Below are 20,309 nucleotides of genomic sequence, written 5' to 3' on the forward strand. Positions count from 1 at the left end.
TGCCGACACCGCTTATTCCGGCCTTGCACCGGTTATCGGGATGTCGGGGCCAGCGCCAGATCCTGAGTGAGGCGCAACTCGATCACCTGATTGGGATCCAGCACCACCACCTGCGGCGCCGTTACATTGCCGATCACCGCTCCGGCCACCCCTGCCCCCAGCACTTCCTCTGTGGCAATGGCATTGTCTCCGGTTACCAAGCCGAGAATAGCGCCTGCTGCTGCACCGATGGCCGCATCCTGAATGATTTTGCCTGTGGTGGTGTAGCGGGGATCCTTGACATCGTGGATGATGTCCGATTGGGCAGCCAAGGGGAACAGTTGGTTGTTGACGATAATGCTTTCCGCCACAAAACGGGTGCCCCCTGGGGCCGGCTCAAAGCGGCCATCCACCCGTGAGCCAAAAGGCACCAGAATATCCCCCTGGGCGTTGCGAATCGGGTTGCGGACGATCAAAGACATGGGCCGGGTTTCGTTGGGGGCAATGAAGAGGCGCTCGTTGAAGGGGGTGGTGGTTTGCATCAGGGTGCCCGCCGCTAGGGTGGAAAGGCGCAGGTCAAAGCCTGGCTGGGAACCGGAGAGGGATCCCCCTGGGTTTTGCGCCACCAAGGATCCCCGGCTGAGCATGGCCTGGTGGGTGAAGGCTGCTACCTCGGCGCGAGTGGCGGGACGGTTGGGTTCCAAGAGCATCGGGTCTGGATAATTGACGATCAACCCGGCGCGGTTGGCCGCCGCAAGTTGTGCCAGGGCCCAATTGGGGATGGCTGCCGCATCTCGGTAGCGGCTGAAGAGATCGCTGGGCTGAGCGGCTGGGATCGCTCCCGTGTTGCCAATGGCGTTGGTCAAAACCACCAGCGCTTCGGTGCGGGTAACGGGCTGTTCAGGACGGAAGGTGCCATCAGGAAAGCCTGCGACTAAGTTGTTGGCCGCTGCCGTCGAGATGGCACTGGCTGCCCAGTGGGTGGGGGGCACATCCCGGAAGCCGATGAAAGTACCGGAGGTATTGCGGAGGCGGAAAGCGGTATTGACAATGGTGGCAAACTGAGCGCGGGTCACCGGCTCATTGGGGCGGAAGGTGCCATCGGGGAAGCCGTTCAACACTCCTTGAGCGGAGAGGGTCTCAATGTAGGCTTGGGCCCAGTGACCAAAGGTGTCGCGAAAAGGGGCGGCCATGGCCACCTGGCAGTGGATGCCCAAGACAGCTCCCGATAGGAGTATGCCTGCTGCACGTGGAGTTAAAAGAGAGGGAAACATCGTTCGTTCACCGAGTTGTCGTAGCGCCCATTGCTGGGTCGATGGCTACTTTTATTCTGGCTATTTCCTCAGTGATGACAATGGCGGAAACCCTTGCTCTGAGGTAATTTGAGCGTTTCTAACCTAAGATTTGCAGCAAAACGCAACTGCAGAGGATTGATAAGGAAACCCCTAAATCTCTGTCGCGTCAGTGCTGCCTATCCATTACGCCCAAGTCTGGTCACTCTTGAGGGTAATGGGGGAGCAACAACTTATTATTGTTATTGGAATTGATTGGATTCACGGGATCCCAGCCAACTGGCGGGCCACCAGGGCGGGAAGTTGAGCCAACGGGATCCCTTCCAGGGCTTCTGCCGCAAAAGCGCAGGTGAGGAGTTGCCTGGCCTCAGCTTGGGGAATACCCCGGCTTTGCAGATAAAAGATCTCTTCCGCCTCCAGTTGGCTGACGGTGGCCCCATGGGCGCATTTGACGTTATCGGCAAAGATCTCCAGTTGCGGCTGGGTGTCGACCCGGGCTTTGGGGCCTAGGAGCAGGTTGCGGTTGGTCTGGGCGGCGTCCGTCAGTTGGGCCTCTCGGCTCACCAGAATCCGTCCGCTGAAGACCGCATGGGCCGTCTCGTCCACAATGCACTTGTGCAATTGGCGGCTGCTGCCGTGGGGGGCCTGATGCACCAAGCGGGAGTGGGTGTCGCTGTGCTGGGATCCCTTCAGCAGCGTTAGCCCCTGCAGTTGGGTGTGGGCCTGGGCTCCGGCTTGGGTGATCTCCAGGTTGTGGCGGGAAAACCGGGATCCCCACTGAATGGCCTGGAGGCGGTAGTGGCTGTTGCGGCTTTGGCGCACGGCGGTCTTGTTGATGTAGAAGGCTGGGGATCCCTGCCTTTGCAAAATCACATGGTGCAAACGAGATCCCTCTGCCAGGGCGATCTCCGTAACCGCGTTGCCAAAGGGGATCCCGGATCCCAGGGATACATGATCTTCGATCAGCGTGAGGGAGCTGTGGGCTTGCAAAGACAGCAGGCAGCGGGGCTGGGCCAAAACGGCCTCTCCCTCAGGAGCCACCGTTATGAACAGCAGGTGCAGCGGTGACGGAACTTCCTGGCCGGGCTGTAGGCCAATCTGGATCCCATCTCCCAGATGAGCGGTGTTGAGGGCCGTAAACACATCCGTCTTGGCCAGGGTTTGCAGCAACTCCCCTGGGGCTTGGGCCAAAGGGATCACCTGCAAAGCGGTGGGCAGGCCGCTCAAATCAGAAAGCTGGGGGGCAAAGTAGCCGTTGACGAACACGGCGCGGCTATAGCTGGCTTCCGGCCAAAGCCAGGGCTCTAGGGTTGCCGCATCCAGAGCCGGATCCCCCGCGGCAGCCAGGCGAAACTTGTGGGCCAGCAGTGGCGAGAGATCGCTGTATTTCCAATCCTCTTCCCGTGGGGTCGGGATCCCCAGTTCGGCCAATTGGGCGCGGGCCTGCTGCCTAAGGGTGGTGTAGGGATCCTGCCTTTCCGGGATTTGGCCGAGGATGTGCTCCAGGAATAGGCGGCTCTCTGGGGCAAAAGGTTTGGGCAAGGTGGCGCTCATCCCTCTTTCTCCTGCCGAGATGTCGCAGCTGCCGGTTCTTGACCCGACTGAGTTTTGATCCAGTCGTAGCCCCGTTCCTCCAGCTCCAGCGCCAAGGTCTTGTCCCCACTGATGACAATACGCCCCCCTTCCATCACATGCACGTAGTCGGGGGTAACATAGTCCAGCAAGCGTTGGTAGTGGGTGATCAAGAGCATGGCATTCTCAGAGCCGGCCAGTCGGTTGATGCCCTGGGCGACAATGCGCAGCGCGTCGATATCCAGGCCGGAATCCGTCTCGTCCAAAATGGCCAGCGTGGGCTCCAACACCGCCATTTGCAGGATCTCGTTGCGCTTTTTCTCACCGCCGGAAAAGCCCTCGTTCACAGAGCGCTCCAAAAAAGCGGGATCCATTTTGACGACGCTCAACTTTTGCCGCACGAAGTCGTCAAACTCGAGGGGATCCATTTCCGGCTGATCCCGATATTTCTGTCGGGCGTTGTAGGCAGCCCGCAAGAAATCCAAGTTGCTCACCCCCGGAACCTCGATGGGGTATTGAAACGCCAAGAAGATCCCTGCCCAAGCCCGCTCCTCCGGTTCCATTTCCAGAAGATTCTTGCCCAGATAGAGGATCTCGCCTCCTGTCACCCGGTAGTCGGGGTGGCCAGCCAAGATCTTGGAAAAAGTGCTTTTTCCAGAACCATTGGGGCCCATGATGGCGTGGATTTCTCCGGCGCGAATTTCCAGGCTCAACCCCTTGAGAATGGGGGTGCCATCGATCTCGGCGCTGAGATCTCGAACGGATAAGATGACAGGGCTGTTTTCACGGATCATGGCTAGACTCTAGGGTTGACACCGAAGGGCAGGAGCTGAAAAGTTAAGGGATCCCTAAACCAGGTTTGGATTTTGGGCCTAAGGATCCCCTATAGCTCTATTGGGAGTGGCGATTGAGGATATCCCGGATCTCTGTCAGCAAAACCACTTCTGGTGGGGGCAATGTGGGAGGAGATTCTTCCTCCTTTCGCTGTAGGGTGTTGATCGCCTTCACCAGTAAGAAGATGGCAAAAGCGATAATCACAAAATCAAACACAGCTTGCAGAAAGCTACCGTAGTTAATCGTAACTGGGTCTTCAGGACTTCCACCGATTTCCCAGGCCAAGTGCTGGAAGTTCACTCCACCAATCATCAAGCCTAAAACCGGAGTAAATAGATCTGCTACGAAAGAAGTCACTATCTTCCCAAAAGCACCTCCAATAACAACGCCAACAGCCAAATCTAAGGCATTGCCCCGGCTAATAAAGTTTTTGAACTCCTCCAGAAATGCCCGCATAGGGAACTTCTCCTGCCTAGCCTTTATAGTTCAAAACCTCTCTGCCTTGGGAGTCACCCCTCTCCTGAAATCCCACTGATGTCAGTAGCCTCTCCCCAGCTGCTTAGCTTCACGTCGGGAACAATCCCCTAGCCGACGGATCCCTCTAACTTCAGGCTCAGCAACCGATCGGCTTCTACAGCAAACTCCATCGGCAGTTGGTTGAACACTTCTCGGCAGAAGCCGCTGATGATCATGGACACAGCATCTTCCGCAGAGATGCCGCGGGACTGGAAGTAGAACAATTGCTCTTCTCCAATCTTAGAGGTGGAAGCTTCGTGCTCCACTTTGGCGGTGTTGTTTTGCACCTCGATATAGGGGAAGGTGTTGGCGCTGCACTGATCCCCGATCAACATGGAATCGCACTGGGAAAAATTGCGGGCCCCTTCTGCTTTCGGCCCGATTTTGACCAGGCCGCGGTAGCTGTTTTTGGAGTGCCCAGCCGAGATGCCCTTGGAAATGATTTTGCTGCGGGTGTTGCGGCCCACGTGAATCATCTTGGTGCCGGTATCGGCCTGCTGGTAGTTGTTGGTTAGGGCAACCGAGTAAAACTCGCCCACCGAGTTTTCCCCCACCAACACGCAGCTAGGATATTTCCAAGTGATGGCCGAGCCGGTCTCCACTTGCGTCCAGGAGATCTTGGAGTTTGCTCCCTGACACAGGCCGCGCTTGGTTACAAAGTTGTAAATGCCCCCTTTGCCGTTTTCGTCGCCGGCATACCAGTTCTGCACCGTCGAGTACTTGATCTCGGCATTGTCTAGGACAATTAACTCCACCACCGCCGCATGCAGTTGGTTGGTGTCGAACATGGGGGCAGTACACCCTTCCAAGTAGCTGACGTAGGATCCCTCGTCGGCAATGATCAGGGTGCGCTCAAACTGGCCCGATTCGCCGTTGTTGATGCGGAAATAGGTGGAGAGCTCCATGGGACAGCGCACCCCTTTGGGCACATAGACAAAGGAGCCATCGCTAAACACCGCCGAGTTCAGCGCAGCGTAGTAGTTATCGGCAATGGGAACCACACTGCCCAAGTACTTGCGCACCAGCTCTGGATACTCCCGCAGTGCCTCCGACATGGAGCAGAAGATCACGCCTTCCTTGGCCAGCTTTTCCCGGAAGGTGGTGGCTACCGAAACGCTGTCGAAGATGGCATCCACCGCCACATTGGCCAGCCGCTTTTGCTCTGACAAGGGGATCCCCAATTTCTCGAAGGTCTCCAACAGCACCGGATCCACTTCGTCCAGGCTCTTTTTCTTGGGCTGCACCTTGGGGGCCGAGTAGTAGACAATGTTTTGGTAGTCAATGGGCGGGTAGCTGACGTTGGGCCAGGTGGGCTCGCTCATCTTCAGCCACTGGCGGTAGGCCCGCAGCCGGAACTCTAGCATAAAGTCCGGCTCCCCTTTCTTGGCCCAGATCTGCCGAATCACCTCTTCGTTCAAGCCTTTGCCAATCGACTCAGAGGGGATGTCGGTTACAAAGCCGTACTTGTAGGGCTGGTTGACCAGGGCGCGGACGCTCGTAGACATGGATGGCTCTCGGGTAGTGACAGGGTAGAAACGCGACTAAGACAGATGGCCAAATAAAACAACAGAGTTGTTGTTTAACTGATCCTCAGGTTACTTTAGCAATGATCCCGTTGTCAAAATAGCAGAGAGCTGTGCTGGCAGCGGCAGCCGATTAACCCAGTCTAACCAGGAGGGCGAGGGTGGACAGCACGCGCAAGATCACCGGGCAGGTCGCTCAACCCGCTTCGAGTAAGCAGGCCATCTTGGTCTATCTGCGCAAGGCGGGGCAGGCCAACGCCCAAACTCTGGCAGAGCACCTGCGCATTTCTCCCCAGGCCATCCGCCGCCACCTCAAGGATCTGGAGGCAGAGGGGTTGATCCAACATATCGCTCAACCCAATGGCCTAGGCCGCCCCCAGCATCTCTATCAGCTCAGCCCCTTGGGAGAAGAGCAGTTCCCCGCCAGCTACGATGAGTTTGCCCTTGGTCTGCTCAACACCCTGGCCGAAACCCTGGGCTCCGAGCAGATGGGATCCCTTCTCCACCACCAGTGGCAGCGCAAAGCCCGGGAATATCAGGCCCAACTGGGATCCGGATCCCTGCGGGAGCGGCTGGAGCGTTTGGTGCAGTTGCGCCAGGCAGAGGGTTACATGGCGGAGTACTACCCCTATCCTGCCGACCTGACTGTGCCGCTGGCAGCAGAGGGATCCGAGTATTACGTCGAGCAGTATGTGTTGGTTGAGCACAATTGCGCCATTGCTCAGATTGCCCACACCTTTCCCAGCGTCTGCGGCCACGAGCTGGAGATGTTTGCTGCCGCCTTGCCCGATTGCCGAGTAGAGCGCATCACCTGGCAGGTGCAGGGAGAACACCCCTGCGGCTACTGGATTGCCAAGCCGGCGGCTCGGTCGGCTTAAGACTTCCCCAGGAAACCGGATCCCTGAGATGGCAAACAGGGTTTTTTCGGGTATAGTTATCTCGTACAGGTTTTAAGTTTGTTCTCCGCATGGTCTGGCGCGCTTCCTTTTTTGGCTACTTTAGCTTTCCCTGGCAACGACCAGGGCAGAAGGGTGGCGCGTAAACAAAGACCTACAGTTTACCCGAGTCAGTCCTGAAGCCCTGAGCCCAGCGCCAGGGCTTTTTTGATGGCTCGACGACCCCATCTACCCACTTGCACGCTGAGGACAGTTCCATGCCCCCTCAAACCGACAATTGCAACATCCAAGAGGTGACTCCCTTGATTGCCCCTGCTGCTGTCAAGGCCAAGCTGCCCCTTACGGAAACGGCAGCCCAGGTGGTGCTCTCCACTCGGCAAGCCATCCGCGACATCATCCACGGACGGGATCTCCATCGCTTGGTGGTGATCGTCGGCCCCTGTTCCATCCACGATCCCGCAGCGGCTCTGGAGTATGCCCATCGCCTCAAGCGGGTGGCCGACCAAACTCGGGAGCACCTGGTGATCGTTATGCGCACGTATTTTGAGAAACCCCGCACCACGGTGGGCTGGAAGGGCCTGATCAACGATCCCCACCTGGATGGTTCGTGCGACATTGCCACCGGCTTGCAACTGGCCCGTTCCATTCTCCTGCAGATCAACGAGCTGGGCCTGGCCTGTGCTACCGAGATGCTGGATCCGGTGACCCCTCAATACACGGCGGATCTGGTGAGCTGGGCGGCCATTGGCGCCAGAACCATCGAAAGCCAAACTCACCGGGAAATGGCCAGCGGTCTCTCCATGCCTGTGGGCTTCAAAAACGGCACCGATGGACGGCTGGAAATCGCTCTCAATGCCATCCTCTCCGCCAGCCATCCCCACAGTTTCTTGGGCATTGGCCAAGATGGCATGACGGCTCTGGTGAAAACCACCGGCAACCCGGATCGACACATTGTGTTGCGGGGGGGAGGGGGCAAGACCAACTACGGCCCGGAAGATGTGGCGCGGGCAGCACTGCTGATGAAGGATCAAGGGATCCCTCGCTCGGTGATGGTGGACTGCTCCCATGACAACTCCCACAAAAATTACCGCAACCAGGGATCCGTCTGTCGAGCGGTGCTACAGCAGTACCAGGCGGGGCAGCGGGCTCTGATGGGACTGATGCTGGAGAGCAACCTCTACCCGGGCAAGCAAACCTGGCAGGAAGGGGCGCCGCTCAAGTATGGCGTTTCCATCACCGATGGCTGCATCGGCTGGGAAGAGACGGAAGATCTGTTGTGGGAGATGGCAGCGACCGTAGAGGGGAGAGCGTTGGCCCTCAGCCGCTGAGGGACGGGGATCCCGGAGCCAATTCCTTAGGGAATCAAAAAGGAAATGGGAACAGGGGGCAACCGGCTCCTAAGGTCGAGCCAAGGTTTCGTTGTTTCGTCAGGCCCTGTGGGATGGGGTCTCCAGGTCGAGCTTGGAGGATGTGATGGAGCTACAGATCCCCACCAGTGTCAGCAGCAACAGTCAGCAGCCCTATCCAGATCCCGATCGGATCCCTCGGCAACCCCCTGAGCAGTTGCGAGATCGGCTGATCGTCTCCGGCCTGCGCTACTACGGTTATACCGGCCTTGATGAGGCGGAACGGGCTTTGGGGCAATGGTTTGAGGTGGATTTCGAGTTGTGGGCGGATCTGCGCCCGGCTGCTCTCAGCGGCCAGTTGCGCGACACCCTCGACTACCGTTCTGCTGTGGCCGGGATTGCGGAATTGGTGAAAAGCAATCAGTTTGTGCTGATCGAGAGTTTGGCGGAGGCGATTGCCGAAATGGTGCTGCGGGAGACGGGGGCCAGCAAAGCTAAGATCCGATTAACCAAGTGTCATCCCCCGATCCCGGAGCTGACGGGGCGGGTTACTGTGGAGATTGTTCGTCCCTAGAACTTCTCTTAACCCTTTCCTACCGACCCTGTGCTTGCTCTAGAACTTGCTTCTCGTACCTCTGAGGACTGGATCGACCAGGCCATCCGGCACATCGATCTGGTCTTGCTAGACCACGCCAATTGTGAGAAAAAAGCAGCGGGCAACGCCCTCAGTCTGCTCTTTCGCTACCCGGCTAACGGGCGTTTGGTGGAAACCCTCTCGCCGCTGGCGCGGGAGGAGCTGCAGCATTTTGAGCGGGTGCATCGCCACCTGCAACGGCTGGGGATCCCCATCAAGCCCTTGTCGGCTGCGCCCTATGCGGGTCGCCTGAACCAACACCTGCGCCGCTCTGAGCCAGAGCATCTGCTCGACACCTTGCTGGTGGCAGCCATTATCGAGGCCCGCAGCCACGAACGCTTGGGCCTGTTGGGGATCCACGCGCCTGACCTGGAGTTGCGGCAGTTTTACCTGTGGCTGGCGGCTGCGGAGGAGCGCCATTGGCAGCTTTATTTGGATTTGGCCTTGGATCAGTTCCCTGCCGATCAGGTGCAGGAGCGTCTCGATACTCTACTCCAGGTGGAGGCCGAGATCTTGTCTTCCCTTCACCCCGAACCCCGTGTTCACAGCTAGCCCCACTCCGTTTCCCCCCGCGGTGCAGCTCCCATGTTTCAAGCGACGCGGCAGTGGTTGGCCTTCTGGTATACAACGGTTACGGCAGTGTTGCTGCTGTTGTTTGCCGGCAGCTTCTATTGGTACGTGCAGTCAACCCTGATTGAACGGGTGGACGATACCCTTGGCCATGTGGTGGAAATTGTCGAGCGGTCTTTGGTGGTGGATGAGAGCCTCTTGGATCCGCAGCAGGCCCGCCGCAGCTTGGAGGCCAGCTTTCGGGATGATCCCAGCACCCTAGAGGACGATCACATCGACTTGGAGTGGTTCGGCCCTCAAGGAACGCTCATCTGGTCCACGGTGCCCGGCGGGATCCCTGCCCCCCTGTTGACCGAGGGATCCCTGCACACTGCCCGTATCGCCCCTGGGTATTGGCTGCGCCAGTTCACCGAGCCGATCGTGGCCGGTGGGAAGCTGCTGGGCTATCTGCGGGTCAGCCATCCCTGGTTTGAGGTGAGCAAGCCAACGCGACAGTTGATCCGGGATCTTTCCCTCTGGGTGGTGGCCGGTTTGACGGGTGTGGGGGCCATTGGCTGGATGCTCTCCGGTTTGGCCATGCAACCCATCCGGCAGTCTTATCAGCAGCTCAAGCAATTTACCGCCGACGCCTCTCACGAGCTGCGCAGCCCCTTGGCCAGCATTCAAACCGCGGTACAGGTGGCTTTGGCGGATTCCCAATTGGATGCCGACACCCGGCAGCGCTGGCAGATGGTGGAGCGGTTGTGTTTACGGCTGGGTCGTCTGGTGGATGACCTGCTGTTTCTGGCCCGCCACGACAGCGGTATGGTGCCTTTCCAACCCCGTTGCTGTGCGCTGGATGCTCTGCTGCTGCAGGTGGTGGAGGAGCTGCAGGGCCTGGCCAACCAAAAACAGATCCGCTTGCAGCTGGAGATTGCTGCCCCTGAGAGCGGGACGGAACCTTCTCCCGCCCAAGTGGATCCCTTCGGCTTTTGGGGAGATGAAGATCAATTGGCCCGCCTGTTTACCAACTTGATCGAAAATGCCCTTCTCCACACTCCCCCCCAAGGAGAGGTGCAGGTGAGGCTGGAGCAGCGGCTGCGCTCTGGATCCCCAGAGCTGGTGGTACGGGTACAAGATACCGGGCCAGGGATCCCGCCTCAGGCTCTGCCCCATGTGTTCGATCGCTTTTATCGAGCAGATCCGGCTCGCAGCGGGGATCCCGGTCGCCTCTCGGGGTCAGGTTTGGGGCTGGCGATCGTCAAAAGCATTGCCCAACAGCATCAAGGTCAGGTGCAGGTGGAGAGTAAGCTGGGCCAGGGATCCAGCTTTGAAGTTATTTTGCCCCAGCGGCAGTTGGAAACCTGTACCCCAGAGAGAGTCTAAAAGTGCTCTGGAAAACAGACAGCCCTCGGTCAATATGCTAGCTTTAAGCCAAGATTGACTGAGTCTTTATTCAGAACTGTATTAAGAACCGTATTGGCCCAGTTGAACTGGATTTTTGGGTACTAGAGATCTTTCCTTTCCAGATTTAAGAACTTCTCTTTTTCCCGGATAAAACAGCAGAGATGGGATCAGCTCCCAGGCTCTTGCCCTTCTCAGCCGGCTGCTGAGCTGTTGATTGGGTGATGAGTGAGTGCAGTCCGCCCGCGCAGCCCCACAATTTCCCATTGAATCCTGTGCCAGGAAAACGTTATGTATCGCTTCCAGGTTCGTGCCATCACCCAGCCGGGCGAGAGAATTGCCTTGGTGGGATCCAGCACAAAATTGGGCTCCTGGGATCCCTGCCATTGCATTTGGCTGCAGACGGATCCCGCTCATTATCCGCTGTGGTGGGTAGAGTTGCCGTTGAGCCCAGCAGACGGCACGCCCGGCCCGTTGTTGCCCTATAGCGGGTGTTCAAAAGAAATCCCTCGAGTAGAGTACCGGTATCTGCGCGTTCAAGCCGGTGGCGAAGTGATTTGGGAATCCGCCGATGTCAATCGCTGGGTGCCACTTGAGCCGGAACCTTTGCCGGCAGTTTTGATTGTCGAGGATGGGGAGTTTGGCCAGATCCCTGCCTATCCTTACGGCTATTTTGCCGATCCCATTCCTGAGGTCGAACCGGAAAATCCGCAAGGGCTAAAAGTCGTCATTTTGGGCAGCTCCGTTGCCCTGGGGTGCAGCGCTTGGCTGTTGCGAGGTTGGGCTTGGCTGTTGCAGAAAGCTCTACAAGAGCGCTATGGCCATCAAGTGCGAAATCTCTCCCAATTGGGGGCCAATGTCAGCCGAACTCTGTTGCGGTTTGAGCAGGCGGTGATCCCTGAACGTCCTGATGTCGTTATTGTTGCCCTGTCCTTGGGAAATGAAGGCTTGGTATCGGCCTTGCCCCAGCATCGCCGCGCCCTGCAGAGACGGTTTGAAAACGGCCTGCGGCGGTTAATTCAGCGAATTCAAGACATTGGAGCCTTGCCAGTTCTGGGAGGGGTTTATCCCCATGCAAACTACGGCCCAGAACAGCATCTTCTTTTGCAAGAAACTCAGCAAAGAATGCTCAGCTGGGGATGCCCTGTGTTCAATTGGCTGCCTCATTTGGAAGATGGACAGGGCCGCTGGAAACCAGACCTTGCTTTTGACCCAGCTCACCCCAATTCCAAGGGTCATCAGGTCATGTTTGAGGCCATCGATCTCTCTCTTCTGGATCCCAGCCAAGTTAGCTCGGCTCGTGGCAAGCTCCCTCAACCCATTGGGGAGCAGGTCATTTTTGAAGAGGAGCATGGTTTTTGGGTAACCGTAGAGACGGGCAAAAACCAATTTCGCATCGTGAATATAACTCCCTACCCTTACACCATCACGCCCACTTGGCAACCTTTGCAAGCCGCTTTCCAAAAAGCAGGTCTACAGCCGGGTCTGTATATTGGCAAAAGCGATGAAAGGCTAGGGGATGCTACCTTATATTCCCTTTCCGTACAAGAAGATGGTTCGGTGCAAACCACCCTCTCCATTCCTGCGGATGCCGATCTTGTCTTCTCCCCAGTAGCCCAGTTCTTTTCCTCAGCAGCAGTAGAAACGATCTTCGAGGATGGATCGTTGATCCTTCTCAAGCTCAGTGGATCCTCAGAAGGCTCTTCTAATCCCATGCCTCGCCTGTGCGTGATCAACCAGAGCAATCACGAGTACAACATCCACCCCATGTGGAAGGAAGTGCGGGCCGCTCTCAAAGCCATGCCAGCGGGTGTTTATGAAGATCCGAGCCACCGCGAAGCTCTCTTCCGAACCCTGATGATCGGGGAAGGTGGCCTCGAAAGTCGGGTAAAGGCTGCTCCCGAATCGGTCATGCTGCTGGAATACACCTGCAAATTATCGGATATTCATCGTGTTGCCATTGTGCCGTTAGGGGATCGCTGCGCGGTGCGAATGCTGCTCTACAAGTTGGAATATGACGGGCCTGCCTTTCCTTTTGATTTGACACGCACCAGCAATTTGGCTGATGTGGCCGATATGATCCACAACGAGTTTCAGGGCATGTGGGATCCGCAATATTTGCACTACAGTCCTGAAGATCGGCGAATTTACCACAGCAAGTGGACGGGCCTCTCCTTTGGCCATGAGGTGGAAGAGGGGGAGGATCCACTTCAGAATATGGATCCCATCCATGAGCGAATGCGAACTCGCTACACTGCTCGCGCCAAGCGTTTTATGTATGTTTTGGAAAAAGCCGATAAAGTCTTGTTTGTGCGCACAGGGGGTTGCCGGCGAGAGGCCGTTGTTGACTTAATGGATAAGCTGGCGGCTAAGCGCAGGGGCAAGCCTTTTCTGCTGCTGATTGTTTCTCCTCAGTCTTCTGATGAGTTTGCCGGGATCCCCAATGTTATCCATTATGAGATGGAGTTAAATCCCGACCGCATGTGTGCAGATCCTGAGCATTGGAAGTACTGCACAGGGGTAATGAGAGATATTCTCCATTCTTTGGGGGTCTCTACCCGAAATCTTTTCTGGTGCCCTCCACAACTGTAGCCGTTCCAAGGTTTCACTGCAATTCGAAAGAATGATCGCTGCTGCCCAAACGCTCCGCGCCGCTTCCGCGACCACCCCCAACTCTTCTCCCAAAGGGACTCTGAGGTGTTCAACTCCAGAAAGCTGATGATCGGACTCGAACCGACGACCTGCTCATTACGAGTGAGCTGCTCTACCAACTGAGCTACATCAGCAGGGCTTTGAAGTGAGGACTGGATAGGAGAATCCGCAGACCCACCGGTGGGCCTATCGATTCTAACTCATCCTTGCCTTGCTCGGGATCCCCAGCGCCATAGCCCCAAAGATAGCCCCAACGTCAGCCACGCCAGCCAATCCCCCGCGCGATTGTAGAAAGTTGTCTCAGAACGCCGCTTCACTTCTCCCGTAATCACCCCCCGCTGAAAGATGGGGCCAACCTGCTGGAGCCGACCTGAGGGATCCACCACCAGATTGCCGCCTGTGTTATTGACAAACACCACGCCCCGCCGATTTTCCACAGCCCGGAAAACCGAGAGCTGGCCATGCAACATCGGCCAGTGGCTATTACCAAACCAGCTATCATCCGAAATCACGATCAAAGACTCGGCGCCGCGACGGGTTAAAGTTCGGCTGGGCGCAGGCAAGACGCTCTCCAAGCAGATCATCACCCCCAAAGGCCCGAAAAGCTCCCCTCCGTCCAGAGGCCGATAGCCATCGGGTGAAGGCACGTAGCGCCCCGACTCGAAATAGGGAAAGATCCACTGCTTGCCAAGCCAATCCAGTAAGTTGCCCCGGGCGTCAAACAACAGGGCCGTGTTAAAAAATCGCTGCTCTGGCTCCGGCAAATGGGCTGTGCGGGGATCCGGCTCTGTTGCCCCCGTAATCAAAGCGCCTTCCGGCGGCAGAATCGCTTGCATTGGCTCGATCACGTAGGGTTCCAGGCCAGTATTCAGCAGCCGTGCCCGCAGCGCCCCCTCCGGCCAAATCACCAACTGTGCCCCAGCAGCCACCCCCTGGGCAGAAAGCTGATGCAGCTCCCGGTAGCGCTCCAGGCGGTAGTTCCAACTGCGATCGGCTTCCAGCCAAGCCACCTGCTGCACTGCCGCTACCCGAAAGTCAGGATCCCTGTTTTCGACGGCCAAGGCATCGAAGTCGGCCAGGCGTGCGCTTCCATAGGCCAAGACCAGCCCCGTCAACCCCAGGCCGCAGGCGAGCGTACCCCAGAAATCCCTGTTCCTGAGCATCTCACCCAAAACGTTTCTCAGGGATCCCCCAGCCGCCTGCCACCGGCTAGAAATCTGCCTGGCCATCTGCCAAAGAACCCCATTGACGAACACGGCATAGAAGGTAACCCCCCAGATCCCCGTAACATCGGCTACTTGGATCCCGAGGGGCCAGTCGAACAACAGGGATCCCCAGTGGAAAGGGATGGGCCACCAGAGCAAGCCCAACAGCCCATCCAAGCCTGTCCAGACCGTGGCCAAGCCCAGCGGACGTGCCCAAGCCGGCAGGGGGCGGCTCAGCTCCAAACTCAGGAGCGTAGCAGTGGTGAAAAAGAGGGGGATCAGGGGAGCCACCACCACGCCCCCCAGGATCTCCCAGGCGCTCAACACCTTAACCGAGAAGGGATCCACCCAGAAGGCATACAGGCACACCCAAAACCAGAGGCCATAGGCCAAACGCCACCGCGCCCACCCTTGCCGTTGCTCGCACAGGCCAAACAGCAGGGCTAAGCCCAGCAGCGCCCCCGGAAACCAGTGCCACCAGCGGTTGGGGAACCCCAGACAGAGCAGCAGGATGGCCAAACCCATCAGCCAGCGGGATCCCTCGCCTGGGTTTCTCTTTTGGGGCAGATCCTGCCGTTGAGTTGAAGATTTCAGTTCCGGCTTCATCACCTCAATAAAGTTCAGCCTATTCGGGAAACCCCACCTAATGCCCCAGGATCAACACGCCCTTGCCGGCAGGTCTTTTCCAGAGTAGCGCTCTCGCAGCAGCCGGGAATATCTCCTGGAGCACAGAACTCCTACTGCTTGAATCTAAAGCTGTGTTAACATTTTGCATAACTTCAGGGGGCTGGCGCCTTCCGGCTTGGGTTGGGGATCCCGTCAGCGGTGCGCGGCACTATGGGCAAGGTTTTGGTTTTGAATGCCTCCTACGAGCCGCTCAACATCACCAGTTGGCGCAGGGCAGTCGTTCTTTTGCTTAAGGGCAAGGCCGAGCAAATCGAGCACAATGGCCGAGTGGTGTACGGCAACATTCCCTTGCCCACCGTCATTCGTCTGCGCCACTATGTCCACGTTCCCCACAAGGAGATCCCGCTTACGCGCCGCAACGTCCTCTACCGGGATGGGCATCGTTGTCAGTACTGCGGCTGCTTCGGCGAAGATCTCACCCTGGATCACGTGATCCCTCGGTCTCGTGGCGGCGGGGATACTTGGGAAAATGTGGTCAGTGCCTGTGTGCGTTGCAACGTGAAAAAAGGGAACCGCACCCCCCGCGAAGCCGGTATGCCCCTGCTGCGCCAACCCCGCCGTCCCCACAGCACTCTTTACTTTGAAATCTCCAAAGCCGTCGGCAGTGGTTCCCATCGAGAATGGTCTAAGTACACCATCGGCCTAGAAGGGGATCCCCAGGAGGAATTGTTGGACAGCCCAAGCTAGACGGGCCGCCTAGGGATGGACTTCCGATACAGGGGCAGCTTTGGAAATGGGGGGAGAAGTGGTGGCTGGGATCCCGGTCTCGATCCACCGGTGAATCAGGGCATTGACCTCTTCGGGGCGCTCATCGTGGGGGCAGTGGCCAGCCTCCAGGAAGTATTCCACTGCTTGAGGGTAGTGGGCCCGGTACAGCTTAGAGCGTTCCCGAGCCCGCATCCAGGGATCCCGTTCTCCCCAGATCAACAACAGCGGGCGCACCAAGCTGCACAGCAGCTCATCTACATACCGTCCCTTCTGCCCACCTCGCATCAAGGCCACAAACACATCGGCAGCCCCCGGATCCTGGGTGGGGCGATGGATGGCCTCGACCAGCTGATCGGTCACGGCTGCCGGGTCGTAGTAAACCTGCTTCAGCTTGGCTCGGATCACGTGCGGCTGCCGCAAATACTGAAACAGCAGGTAAGACACCAGGCGCTGGCGCAGGCCCCAGCCCACCAATCCGCCTATCCATTGCCGCCATCCGGTCGGGGATCCCTTGAGGGTGGAAAACCCACCTGCCCCATTCAAAAGCACCACGCCCCGCACCCACTCCGGCCACTCCGCCGCAAAACTGAGCACCACATAGCCGCCCAGGGAGTTGCCGATCCCCACCACAGGCCGACGGATTACCTGTTGGCAAAAGTCCCGCAGCTGATCCCGCCAGATTTCGGCGCGGTAGTCCCAGTTGGGCTTGGCGGAGCGACCGAAACCCAGCAAATCGATGGCGTACACCTGGTAGTGTTGAGCCAATTCGGGAATGTTCTTGCGCCAGTGGTCGGTGGAGGCTCCAAAGCCGTGCACCAGAAGCAGAGGCTGCCCCTGCTCACCCTGTTTGACGTAATGAACTGACTGCCCCCGCCAGATCCACTGCGCCGAAATGGGAGTGGCCGATGCCGATGTCGAAGCCATAGGAGTTGCTTGTAAGCCTTTCTTAATTCTAGGTTCTTTGCAGCTACTCCGGGGGGAAGCCCACCCTCTACGGGCAACGTAAGAGCAGTGGGCCTGTTAGACATAACCTCTGCTTTTTAGGCTTTGTATCACCAGGTCAATACATTCGGAGATGCTTTGCTCGGCAGTTTTGCACACCACCTCCGGGTGTTCCGGCGGCTCGTAGGGATCGTCGATGCCGGTAAAGTTCTGGATTAAGCCTGCCCGCGCCTTTCGATAGAGGCCCTTCACATCCCGGCGTTCGCACACCTCCAGGGGGGCATCCACAAAGACTTCGATAAAGCTGCCAATATACTGCCGTACCTCCTGCCGTGCTGCCCGATAGGGGGAAATGGCCGACACCAGCACAATCACCCCGTGCCGAGTCAGCATCTCCGCCACAAAGCCGATGCGGCGAATGTTCTCCTCCCGATCCACTTTGCTGAAGCCCAGACCCTTGGTGAGATGTTGCCGCACCAGGTCCCCATCGAGCACTTCCACCGGCAGCCCCCAAGCGCGCAACTGCTGGGCCACGCCGCAGCTCAGGGTGGTTTTGCCCGCCCCGCTCAATCCCGTAAACCAGACCGTTACCCCCCGCCGCGACATCGGTTCGTAGGGATCCCTGAATCTTGGGCCCTGCCAGAATATCATCTCCAAAAGCAGGGTGATACACTCGAAACACGGCTTGCACAGCCCCAAAGTGCTCTGCGCCGCCGACACGACAACAATCCTTCACCGGCCATGTCCCCCCTGACTTCGCCTCTTGCCAGTGCCACTTCGGGATCCCCGACAACTGCCGAGCTGTTTGCCGAGCATGTGATGTCCACCTACGGGCGCTATCCTTTAACCCTGGTGCGCGGGCAGGGGTGTCGAGTTTGGGATGAGCAGGGGCGGGAGTACCTGGATTTTGTGGCCGGCATTGCTACCTGTACTCTGGGGCATGCCCACCCGGTGTGGATTCAGGCGCTCACCGAGCAGGCGCAACAGTTGCATCATGTTTCCAACCTTTACTACAACCAGCCGCAGGCGCAACTGGCCCAATGGCTGACCCAGCACTCCTGTGCCGACAAGGTGTTTTTCTGCAACTCAGGGGCGGAAGCCAATGAGGGAGCCATTAAGCTGGCTCGCAAGTATGCCCACACGGTGCGCGGGATCCAAGATCCGATGATCCTCACCGCCCATGCCAGCTTCCATGGCCGCACCCTGGCCACCATTACCGCCACCGGCCAGCCCAAATACCAAAAAGACTTTGCCCCTCTGGTGCCCGGCTTTGATTACGTTCCCTACAACGACATCGAGGGCACAGCAGCGGTGTTGGAGCGCTGGGGCGAGCGGGTGTGTGCCGTGCTGTTGGAGCCGTTGCAGGGGGAAGGGGGGGTTGTGCCGGGGGATCCCGCCTATTTTCAATGGTTGCGCCGGATCTGCAGCGAGCGGGGCATTCTGCTGATTTTGGATGAGGTGCAGGTGGGCATGGGCCGTACTGGCATGCTGTGGGGCCACTGTAACCTGGGGGTGGAGCCGGATGTGTTCACCTTGGCCAAGGGCCTGGCCGGTGGGATCCCCATCGGGGCCTTGTTGGCGAAAGACTTTTGCGCCGTGTTTCAGCCGGGGGATCACGCCAGCACCTTTGGGGGCAACCCCTTGGCTTGTGCGGTGGGCCTGGCGGTTTGCCGCACGCTAATGTCGGAGAGTTTGGTTTGGAATGCCCAGCAGACAGGGGTGTATCTGCGTCAGGGGCTGTCCCGCTTGGCGGAGCAGTTTCCGCAGCTCGTTGAGCAAGTGCGGGGCTGGGGCCTGATTCAGGGCTTGGTGGTGCGCATCCCGGCGGCTGAAGTGGTCAAGGCAGCCATGGACTGCGGGCTGTTGTTGGTGCCGGCAGGATCCCAGGTGGTGCGCTTTGTGCCCCCCTTGATTGTCACCCCGGCAGAAATTGACGCGGCTCTAGCGATGTTGGCATCGGCTTTGCAAAGGTTGGCCGCCTCCCTTGGCCATTCCGGGGCAGCCTAGCCTCGCCAGACTTGCCGCAGAAATGCCTGCAACTGCTGTCGGGCAGGGAGCTCGTGGGGAGCGGGATCCCTTGCCTGTTCCAGAAGGGGCAATACCTCCTCCGCATAGGCCGGAACAAAGCCGGCAGCAGGCCAGAGCAAATCCGAGGTGGCCCGCAGGTTCAAGACTTGGGATCCCTGCCTGAGCAGGAGAGGCCGCACCCAGAGCAGCGGCGGGGTGTCAGAGCCTGCCTCAAGACTGTGGCGAGAAACCTGAATCAGCTCCGCATAGAGGGTGGCCTGCGACCCTGGCAGGGCGAGGATGGGACGGGGTGAGGGTGGAGTGCTGCCCACCTCCACCGGGGCAGGCAAAGGGCGGCTTCTGAAAGGGATATTCTCCACAGAGCCACATCGGGCGGGCAAACGAGGCAACAGGGTCATGCAATCGTTAACTGAAGACGATATGGACTGTACTGATCCTAATCGATGGCCTCCTTACTTTTCTTTGGCAGGCGGGTTGGCCGGGGATCCCGTCTTTGCCGACATTTCGTGAACCCGATCTTGTGGCATGGTGCTAGGTAGCTTTCTGATCAAACTTGAACGGATCCCGCCATGATGCACACTTTTGTCCCGCCCCACCGCTTTTTCCCCTACCTGACCTGGACGGAGATCCAGGCCATGCCCGACAAAGAGAACGTGGTGATCATCCAGCCGGTTGCCTCAATCGAGCAACACGGGCCCCACCTGCCCCTGGTGGTGGATGCCTGCATCGGCACGGCGGTCATCGGGCGCGCCATGGAGAAGCTGGAGCCTGAGATCCTGGCCTATGTTTTGCCCACCCAATGTTACGGCAAAGCCAACGAGCACTGGCATTTCCCCGGCACCATTACCCTCTCGGCCCAAACCCTGATGGCGGTGCTGACGGAAGTGGCAGAGAGCATCTACCGAGCTGGGTTTCGCAAGCTGGTATTCCTCAATTCCCACGGCGGCCAGCCACAGGTCCTGGAGATTGTTGCCCGCGATCTGCACCAGAAGTATGAAGATTTCATGCTGTTTCCGGTGTCGGTCTGGCGCGTTCCCCACGAAGGACGAGAGCTGTTTACCGAGAAAGAACGGGAATTGGGCATTCACGCCGGCGATGGGGAGACCAGTATGCTGATGCACCTTTTGCCGGACACGGTGCGAACCGACCGATTGGTCTGCGAATATCCCCACGATCTGCCGGAAAACAGCCTGCTCAGCATGGAAGGGCGGATCCCTTTCGCTTGGGCAACTCGCGATCTCACCCAGAGCGGAGTTTTGGGCGATGCCACCGCCGCCACGCCGGAGAAAGGCAAAGTTTTGGTGGAGTCCATGTCTGACGGCTGGGTGCGGCTGATCCGAGATCTGCACCGGTTCCAGCAGCCCAAGGCTTGGCGCAAAGCCCCGCTGCTGGTCTAGGGATCCAGGCAAAAGACCTACGGCCTGCTTTGTGAAAGGCTTTCGCCAGAACTGGCCGACCAAGATACGACCTGCTGACGCGATCAGGGCAGCTTTTTGCTGGGCTGCTGCAAACTCTATCTGCCCAATGGGAAAGGGTGATACC

The 20,309-nt window shown here is 58.3% G+C and carries 18 protein-coding genes and 1 tRNA gene; 9 read left to right on the forward strand and 10 right to left on the reverse strand.

The genetic code is table 11. The annotated features are described in order from the left end of the window. Positions 1–32 precede the first annotated feature (32 nt). The 5 genes from ACVWY8_RS11375 to sufB all read right to left on the reverse strand — a co-directional run bounded on the left by ACVWY8_RS11375 (position 33) and on the right by sufB (position 5,698). A complete protein-coding gene (locus tag ACVWY8_RS11375) occupies positions 33–1,172 on the reverse strand; it encodes an S-layer homology domain-containing protein (RefSeq protein ID WP_457394986.1) in 1,140 nt (379 codons plus the stop codon). A gap of 360 nt (positions 1,173–1,532) precedes the next feature. Beyond that, complete coding sequence (gene sufD / locus ACVWY8_RS11380) at positions 1,533–2,825, reverse strand: Fe-S cluster assembly protein SufD (RefSeq protein WP_457394989.1); 1,293 nt, start codon at positions 2,823–2,825, stop codon at positions 1,533–1,535. Continuing rightward, positions 2,822–3,637, reverse strand: coding sequence for a Fe-S cluster assembly ATPase SufC (sufC, locus tag ACVWY8_RS11385; RefSeq protein ID WP_457394991.1), 816 nt, complete (start codon positions 3,635–3,637; stop codon positions 2,822–2,824). Before sufC ends, sufD begins: the two co-directional genes overlap by 4 nt. Before the next feature lie 97 nt (positions 3,638–3,734). Continuing rightward, on the reverse strand, positions 3,735–4,133 hold the full coding sequence (mscL, locus tag ACVWY8_RS11390) for a large-conductance mechanosensitive channel protein MscL (RefSeq protein WP_011433020.1): 399 nt from the start codon (positions 4,131–4,133) through the stop codon (positions 3,735–3,737). A gap of 128 nt (positions 4,134–4,261) precedes the next feature. Further along, positions 4,262–5,698: a Fe-S cluster assembly protein SufB gene (gene sufB / locus ACVWY8_RS11395; RefSeq protein WP_011433021.1), complete on the reverse strand. Its 1,437-nt coding sequence runs from the start codon at positions 5,696–5,698 to the stop codon at positions 4,262–4,264. 179 nt (positions 5,699–5,877) lie between these two features. Here sufB and sufR point away from each other — a divergent pair, with 179 nt between their 5' ends. The 6 genes from sufR (at position 5,878) to ACVWY8_RS11425 (ending at position 13,137) form a co-directional block, all read left to right on the forward strand. Continuing rightward, positions 5,878–6,594: an iron-sulfur cluster biosynthesis transcriptional regulator SufR gene (gene sufR / locus ACVWY8_RS11400; protein ID WP_457394993.1), complete on the forward strand. Its 717-nt coding sequence runs from the start codon at positions 5,878–5,880 to the stop codon at positions 6,592–6,594. A 275-nt stretch (positions 6,595–6,869) separates the two neighbouring features. Beyond that, positions 6,870–7,940, forward strand: a complete 1,071-nt coding sequence (locus ACVWY8_RS11405; RefSeq protein ID WP_457394996.1) for a 3-deoxy-7-phosphoheptulonate synthase — start codon at positions 6,870–6,872, stop codon at positions 7,938–7,940. Between the two features lie 145 nt (positions 7,941–8,085). Continuing rightward, a complete protein-coding gene (folB, locus tag ACVWY8_RS11410; protein ID WP_457394999.1) occupies positions 8,086–8,532 on the forward strand; it encodes a dihydroneopterin aldolase in 447 nt (148 codons plus the stop codon). 30 nt (positions 8,533–8,562) lie between these two features. Further along, positions 8,563–9,144 carry a tRNA isopentenyl-2-thiomethyl-A-37 hydroxylase MiaE gene (gene miaE, locus ACVWY8_RS11415; protein WP_457395001.1) on the forward strand — a complete coding sequence of 194 codons (582 nt, stop codon included), beginning with the start codon at positions 8,563–8,565 and terminating at the stop codon, positions 9,142–9,144. A gap of 33 nt (positions 9,145–9,177) precedes the next feature. Further along, positions 9,178–10,527: a sensor histidine kinase gene (locus ACVWY8_RS11420; RefSeq protein ID WP_457395003.1), complete on the forward strand. Its 1,350-nt coding sequence runs from the start codon at positions 9,178–9,180 to the stop codon at positions 10,525–10,527. A gap of 309 nt (positions 10,528–10,836) precedes the next feature. Beyond that, positions 10,837–13,137, forward strand: a complete 2,301-nt coding sequence (locus tag ACVWY8_RS11425; RefSeq protein WP_457395006.1) for a DUF1796 family putative cysteine peptidase — start codon at positions 10,837–10,839, stop codon at positions 13,135–13,137. 121 nt (positions 13,138–13,258) lie between these two features. Here the strand turns inward: ACVWY8_RS11425 and ACVWY8_RS11430 are convergent. After that, positions 13,259–13,331 (reverse strand) — tRNA-Thr (locus ACVWY8_RS11430). A gap of 66 nt (positions 13,332–13,397) precedes the next feature. After that, entirely contained in the window at positions 13,398–15,008 is a 1,611-nt protein-coding gene (locus ACVWY8_RS11435) for a nitrilase-related carbon-nitrogen hydrolase (protein WP_457395009.1), read from the reverse strand. A 231-nt stretch (positions 15,009–15,239) separates the two neighbouring features. Between ACVWY8_RS11435 and ACVWY8_RS11440 the strand changes: the two genes are divergently transcribed. Further along, the gene (locus ACVWY8_RS11440; protein ID WP_011433030.1) at positions 15,240–15,776 is read left to right on the forward strand and encodes an HNH endonuclease; all 537 of its coding nucleotides are present in this window, start codon (positions 15,240–15,242) and stop codon (positions 15,774–15,776) included. A gap of 9 nt (positions 15,777–15,785) precedes the next feature. Here the strand turns inward: ACVWY8_RS11440 and ACVWY8_RS11445 are convergent, their stop codons facing one another. Together ACVWY8_RS11445 and cysC are read right to left on the reverse strand one after the other, a co-directional pair. Continuing rightward, positions 15,786–16,721: an alpha/beta fold hydrolase gene (locus ACVWY8_RS11445; protein WP_011433031.1), complete on the reverse strand. Its 936-nt coding sequence runs from the start codon at positions 16,719–16,721 to the stop codon at positions 15,786–15,788. 96 nt (positions 16,722–16,817) lie between these two features. Then, complete coding sequence (cysC, locus tag ACVWY8_RS11450) at positions 16,818–17,345, reverse strand: adenylyl-sulfate kinase (RefSeq protein WP_457395011.1); 528 nt, start codon at positions 17,343–17,345, stop codon at positions 16,818–16,820. Positions 17,346–17,480: 135 nt separating this feature from the next. On the opposite strand from cysC, the gene ACVWY8_RS11455 reads away from it, so the two are divergent. Then, positions 17,481–18,746, forward strand: coding sequence for an aspartate aminotransferase family protein (locus tag ACVWY8_RS11455; protein WP_414419285.1), 1,266 nt, complete (start codon positions 17,481–17,483; stop codon positions 18,744–18,746). On the opposite strand, the gene ACVWY8_RS11460 is transcribed toward ACVWY8_RS11455, so the two are convergent. After that, positions 18,743–19,165, reverse strand: coding sequence for a hypothetical protein (locus ACVWY8_RS11460; protein ID WP_457397114.1), 423 nt, complete (start codon positions 19,163–19,165; stop codon positions 18,743–18,745). The genes ACVWY8_RS11455 and ACVWY8_RS11460 overlap by 4 nt on opposite strands. A 174-nt stretch (positions 19,166–19,339) precedes the next feature. On the opposite strand from ACVWY8_RS11460, the gene ACVWY8_RS11465 reads away from it, so the two are divergent. Then, positions 19,340–20,164, forward strand: a complete 825-nt coding sequence (locus tag ACVWY8_RS11465) for a creatininase family protein (protein ID WP_457395075.1) — start codon at positions 19,340–19,342, stop codon at positions 20,162–20,164. Positions 20,165–20,309: the final 145 nt, after the last annotated feature.

This window comes from Thermostichus sp. OS-CIW-32, assembly GCF_054060415.1.